General features: G+C 36.6%; 3 protein-coding genes. All 3 read right to left on the bottom strand.

The annotated features are described in order from the left end of the window. Nucleotides 1-297: 297 nt before the first annotated feature. Genes V7183_RS12600 through V7183_RS12610 form a run of 3 tightly spaced genes read right to left on the bottom strand, consistent with a single transcriptional unit; the run spans nucleotide 298 to nucleotide 4,802 of the window. Complete coding sequence (locus tag V7183_RS12600; protein ID WP_335359737.1) at nucleotides 298-3,387, bottom strand: SMC family ATPase; 3,090 nt, start codon at nucleotides 3,385-3,387, stop codon at nucleotides 298-300. Then, nucleotides 3,384-4,541 carry an exonuclease SbcCD subunit D gene (locus V7183_RS12605; protein WP_097899521.1) on the bottom strand — a complete coding sequence of 386 codons (1,158 nt, stop codon included), beginning with the start codon at nucleotides 4,539-4,541 and terminating at the stop codon, nucleotides 3,384-3,386. Before V7183_RS12605 ends, V7183_RS12600 begins: the two co-directional genes overlap by 4 nt. Before the next feature lie 21 nt (nucleotides 4,542-4,562). After that, entirely contained in the window at nucleotides 4,563-4,802 is a 240-nt protein-coding gene (locus V7183_RS12610) for a DUF2584 family protein (protein ID WP_097899520.1), read from the bottom strand. Between the last annotated feature and the right edge of the window lie 210 nt (nucleotides 4,803-5,012).

A 5,012-nucleotide genomic window follows, 5' to 3' on the forward strand; every position in this document is an offset into this window, starting at 1 on the left:
TAAATATATTCGTAATACCCACATTTTTCGTCTAGTCAAGCAGTAAAATTCTCTAATTCAGGATTTCCCATTTATTCAGTAAGAACGTAAGGTATAGAGTTCTCTCCTTCAAACAGAATGGATCCCTTCAAATTTCTGTTGCATAATACTTCAAATACTTCTTTAATAGCGGCAAAGCCAATCCCACCTGTTTTTACTTTTCCCATCATCTTGAGGTATTCAAAAAATGTGACCGCTATTGTGACTCGAGCCTAAAAAACGTTAGAAACGATGAGTAAATCACTCGCATTAGAATCACTATTTCATCACAAACCGTGTCTGACTACAACCATCTTTCTGCTTCGTTACTTCTAGTACGGCCGGCATTGCGTTTTTCAACTCTTGTACGTGTGAAATCACCCCGATAAATCGTCCTGACTTTTGTAAATCTATCAACGCATCGACTGCTTTTGTTAATGACTCTTCGTCTAGTGAACCAAATCCTTCATCGATAAACATCGTTTCGATAGAAATACCGCCTTCATAAGCCTGGATAACATCTGCCATACCAAGTGCTAGGCAAAGTGAAGCATTAAATTTCTCTCCGCCGGACAACGTTTTTACATCACGTGTTTGGCCTGTGTATGCATCATATACATCTAATCCTAATCCACTTTGACGATTACGTTTTTCAACCCGTTCACTTCGTTTTAAATAAAATTGTCCGTTTGATAATTTGCGAAGTCTTTCGTTAGCAATTTGAACAATTTGTTCTAGATACTCAATTAAAATGTAACGTTCAAAGGAAATACGGCTTTCGTTATCCCCTTTCATGACTTCATATAAATCAACAAGTTCTTGGAAAGCTTTTTCTTCTTCATGAATTTGTTCATCAATTCGTCTAATATTTTCATGTAAATCAGAAATGTATACAACTGCATTTTGTGCACGCTGACGCTTTTCTTTTGTAATATCAAGCTGAATCTCTAACTCTTTCATTTGTTCTTCTAACGACGTGATATCTGTCCATTCTTTATCACGTAATTCATTTGTTAATTCTTCAATTTGTTTTTCTAATACTTCAAGGGATGAATAGTAGCTTTGAATTTTTCGTTGTAATTCTTCTATTTCTGCATCCGTTCGTTTCGCCTCTTTATATGCGTTTTGGTCCACAAAACCGCCTTGTTCAAGCTCTTTCGTAAATCGTACAAAAGTCTCGTCCTGTTTCTCTTTTGCACTGCTTACTTGTTTCACAGCCCCATCATACTCAGCTTGCACCCGTATATTTTCATTTTGCCAATGTTGATAAGCTTCTTGCACTCTCTTCCACTCATCTTCCATATAGCGCATTTCCTTAACAGCATTGTCAAACTGCTGTTTCCAAGCTTCTAATGTTTGCAAATTTCCAGGTATGCTCTGCTGGTCATGTTCATACGACGTACGAAGCTGCATACACTCCATTTCAGTGCGATGCTGCATCGCTTCAGCTTCACGTTTTTGCTTCTGTAACTCTTCTAATTGTACTTCTAACCCTTTAAGATTTGATGCGAATTGTTTACGTGTTTCTTCACTTGCTTTTAATGTGCTTACCTCAGCTGCTAGCTGCTTTCCTTTTTGCACCAATGCGCGATATGTTTCAACTAATTCTTCTGAGCGATAACCACGTTTTATAACTTCTTCTATCACTTGTTCATATTGCAGGCGATAGAAATTCCATTTTTCTCCCAATTGAACATGTAGTTTTTCAGCAACGTTTTTAGTTTCTCGCAGCTCATTTAGCTGTTTTTCGTCGATGGAATCTCCTCGTTCCGTTGCTTTCTTCGGATGAGTCGTACTACCACATACTGGGCAAGATTCTCCGTCATGAAGATGAAGAGCTAACACCCCAGCTTGTTCATTTAGCCAGCGACGTTCCATATCTTCATACGCTTTAACTGCGATTCCCATCCTTTGAGATGCAGTTTCTTTTTCTTGTTCATACTTTTGTTTTTCTTGCCAAACGTCATATGCTTGCTTTAGTACTTTGGCATCTTCTCGCATATTTGTTAGTTCTTCTACTTTGGCTACATATTGCTCAAGTGCTACTTCTAACTGCTGCAGTTCTCCAGCTATTTGTTGTTTTTGCGACATCTGTCCTTCCAGCTGTTGCTCAAACTTATGAATGCCTTCTTTCAATTTCTCACTGTGAAGTTCTGCCTTTTGCAATTTTGATTTTTTCTCTGCTAGTGAAGCAATAATCGGCTGTAATTCTTCTAATCTCTGTACATGTTTCTTCCCTTCTTCACGTACAGGTTCTTTGCTCTTTAATCCTTCATATTTCTCCTGTGCAAGTCCAAAGGATTCAGCTGTCTTTTCTTTCTTAACAGATATTTGTTTCAGTAATTGATCCGCATTCTGCTTGTTTTGCACTGCTTCTTCATACCATTGTTCAAACGGTAATAATCGTTTCGCTTGTTCTGCACGTTTAAAGCGTTGTTCCTCTGTTTCAATTTGTTCTCGATTTGCTTGTAAAGCTGTTTGTTGTTCTTCTTTTTGCTGCAGGGCTTGGAACTTTTCATTAATAGATTTCGCTGCATGAAAATGAACTTCTACTTCTTTTAATTGCTGCGTTTGTAATGTTTGCTGCGTTTGCAATTGTTCAACTTCTGCTTCATAGCAACTCGTTTCTTGTGCAAGCACTTCGACTACTTGATGCGTATTGACATGTTCCTGCTGCACCAATGTCTCTAATAACGAACCATCTCGAACTGGTAATTTAAAGACATTACGGAAATGCAGTTCTCTTTCTTTTTGCTTTTCTTGTAAGACTTCTTTCCACTGTTTCCGTTTTTGATCTAATAATTCACGCATTAATTTATAACGATCTGTTTTAAAAATACGGCGTAAAATTTCCTCTTTATTTTCTGTTTCAGATGTTAATAGTTTTCGAAACTCTCCTTGTGGAAGCATAACAATTTGACTAAATTGATGTTTGCTAAGTCCAATTAACTCTTCGACCTTTTTGTTCACATCCGTCACATGAAAACGGTCTACACATGGAACCTTCTCATCACCTATCACTTCATATAATTCAACAGCATGCCCTGTAATTGTTTTATTTCCTTGCTTTTTATGACCCAGCTGCCGTTTGATTTCATATTGTTTTCCTTTCAATTGAAAGGTTAATTCCACACTCGTATATACATTATCATCAGCAAATTGGCTGCGAAGCATACTCGTATCACTACGTTCTTCTCCACTCGCTTCTCCATATAATACATAACAAATCGCATCGAATATCGTCGTCTTCCCTGCTCCTGTATTTCCTGAAATAGCAAAAATACGATGATTTCCTAGATCACTAAAATCAATGACCTCTCGCTGTTTATAGGGACCAAACGCTGTCATAATAAGCTGAAGTGGTCTCATCCTCGTTCACCTTCCTGTTCCTGCACTGTTTGTAATACTTCTAAGAAAAGACGTTCTTTCTCTTCTGATAAATCTGAGCCCTTCATTTCTTTATAAAAAGCTTTCAAAAGAGATAAGTCATCTGTTTTATGTCTAGAAACAGTAACTTCATTTACTTCTGTAAATTCTCGTCTTTGAATAGAGCGTTCAACATGCATTGCATTCGGATATACAGAACGAATTTTTTCCATCGGCTGCAGTACAGGATTTTCATCTAATAATTTAACGAAAACATAATCTTCACTTGTTGGATGCTGCAATAAATCATCTATTTTCGCTTCTACTGTTCGCATTTGACGACGAGGTGTAAATAAACGTTTGTCTATTGTCGTTTGCCCTGCTTCGTCTAGTTCAACAACATAGTATCCTTTTTTATGCCGTTCTTCAGAAATAGAATACGCAAGTGGTGAACCTGAATAACGAATTGTTTCATTACGTACAAAATGCGCTTGATGTAAATGACCAAGCGCCGTGTAATGAAACTTGTCAAAATAATGGCTATTCACGTATTCAGCGCCGCCTATTGAAAGCGGACGTTCTGCATCACTCGTATTTTCTTCTGCTTCACCTGAAGAAGTAACAAATGCATGTCCTACAAATACATGTCTTGCTTCTTGATTCATTGTCTCTGAAAGTTCATTCATGAAAATACGCATCGCATCATCATGAGAGCGAATATCTTCATTTTTCATAACATGTCTGACAATACTTGGATCAGCATATGGAATTAAATGAAAATGCACTTCGCCATATTCATCATGTAAAACAACTGGTTCATAAGGAAATTGAAACTGTCCAACAATATGTAACCCTTGTTTCTTCATTAAACTACTACCAAAATGAATACGGTCTGGACTATCATGATTCCCCGCTACGGCGATTACCGGCGTTTGTAAATCAATCACTATTTTTTGCAATACATCATTTAATAAGTCTACTGCTTCTGTTGGAGGTATTGCTCGGTCATATAAATCACCTGCAATAATTACGGCATTTGGTTTTTCTTCTTCCACAGCTTGAACGAACTGATCTAAAACAATCCGTTGATCTTCAGTCATATATACACCGTGAACAAGTTTTCCTAAATGCCAATCCGCTGTATGAAAAAACTTCATCTTTTCCTTCCTTTCTCTCTTTTAATTCACTGACTGTAATGAAACTAGTTGATAGTTAAGCGTCGTTTTCTCATTTTCCCACTCTAACTTTTGAACAATTGCACTACCTATTCTTTCTTGATCTGATTTATATAAAGGCAGCATTTCATTCACAGCAAATAAGTGATAACCATCTAAAATTAATTGAAATACATTTTCTTCTATATGTAATCTCGTTTCTTTTTCATTTGAAATAATCTTTGTGTGCATCTCAAATTTCATATGGATACAACCCCTTTTTCTCTATTCTCTATACTTTAATAGTATAGTGGCTATCCTAGATTGACAAGTGAATACATGGTGAAGAATACACATTTCTATTCATTTGCTTTTTAAATTTTTCTTATCTCAATACGGTATGTGAAATTAATAGTACTTACAAAAATAAAAATGCCCTTTCCGGCACTCTTATTTTTGTAAATAATCTTTCAT

Source organism: Bacillus sp. JJ1127 (assembly GCF_036965845.1).
Classification (GTDB): domain Bacteria; phylum Bacillota; class Bacilli; order Bacillales; family Bacillaceae_G; genus Bacillus_A.

Excerpts from the sequence above, each read along its gene's own strand:
- V7183_RS12600 (WP_335359737.1), bottom strand. The coding sequence starts at position 3,387 with ATGAGACCACTTCAGCTTATTATGACAGCGTTTGGTCCCTATAAACAG.
- V7183_RS12605 (WP_097899521.1), bottom strand. The coding sequence starts at position 4,541 with ATGAAGTTTTTTCATACAGCGGATTGGCATTTAGGAAAACTTGTTCAC.
- V7183_RS12610 (WP_097899520.1), bottom strand. The coding sequence starts at position 4,802 with ATGAAATTTGAGATGCACACAAAGATTATTTCAAATGAAAAAGAAACG.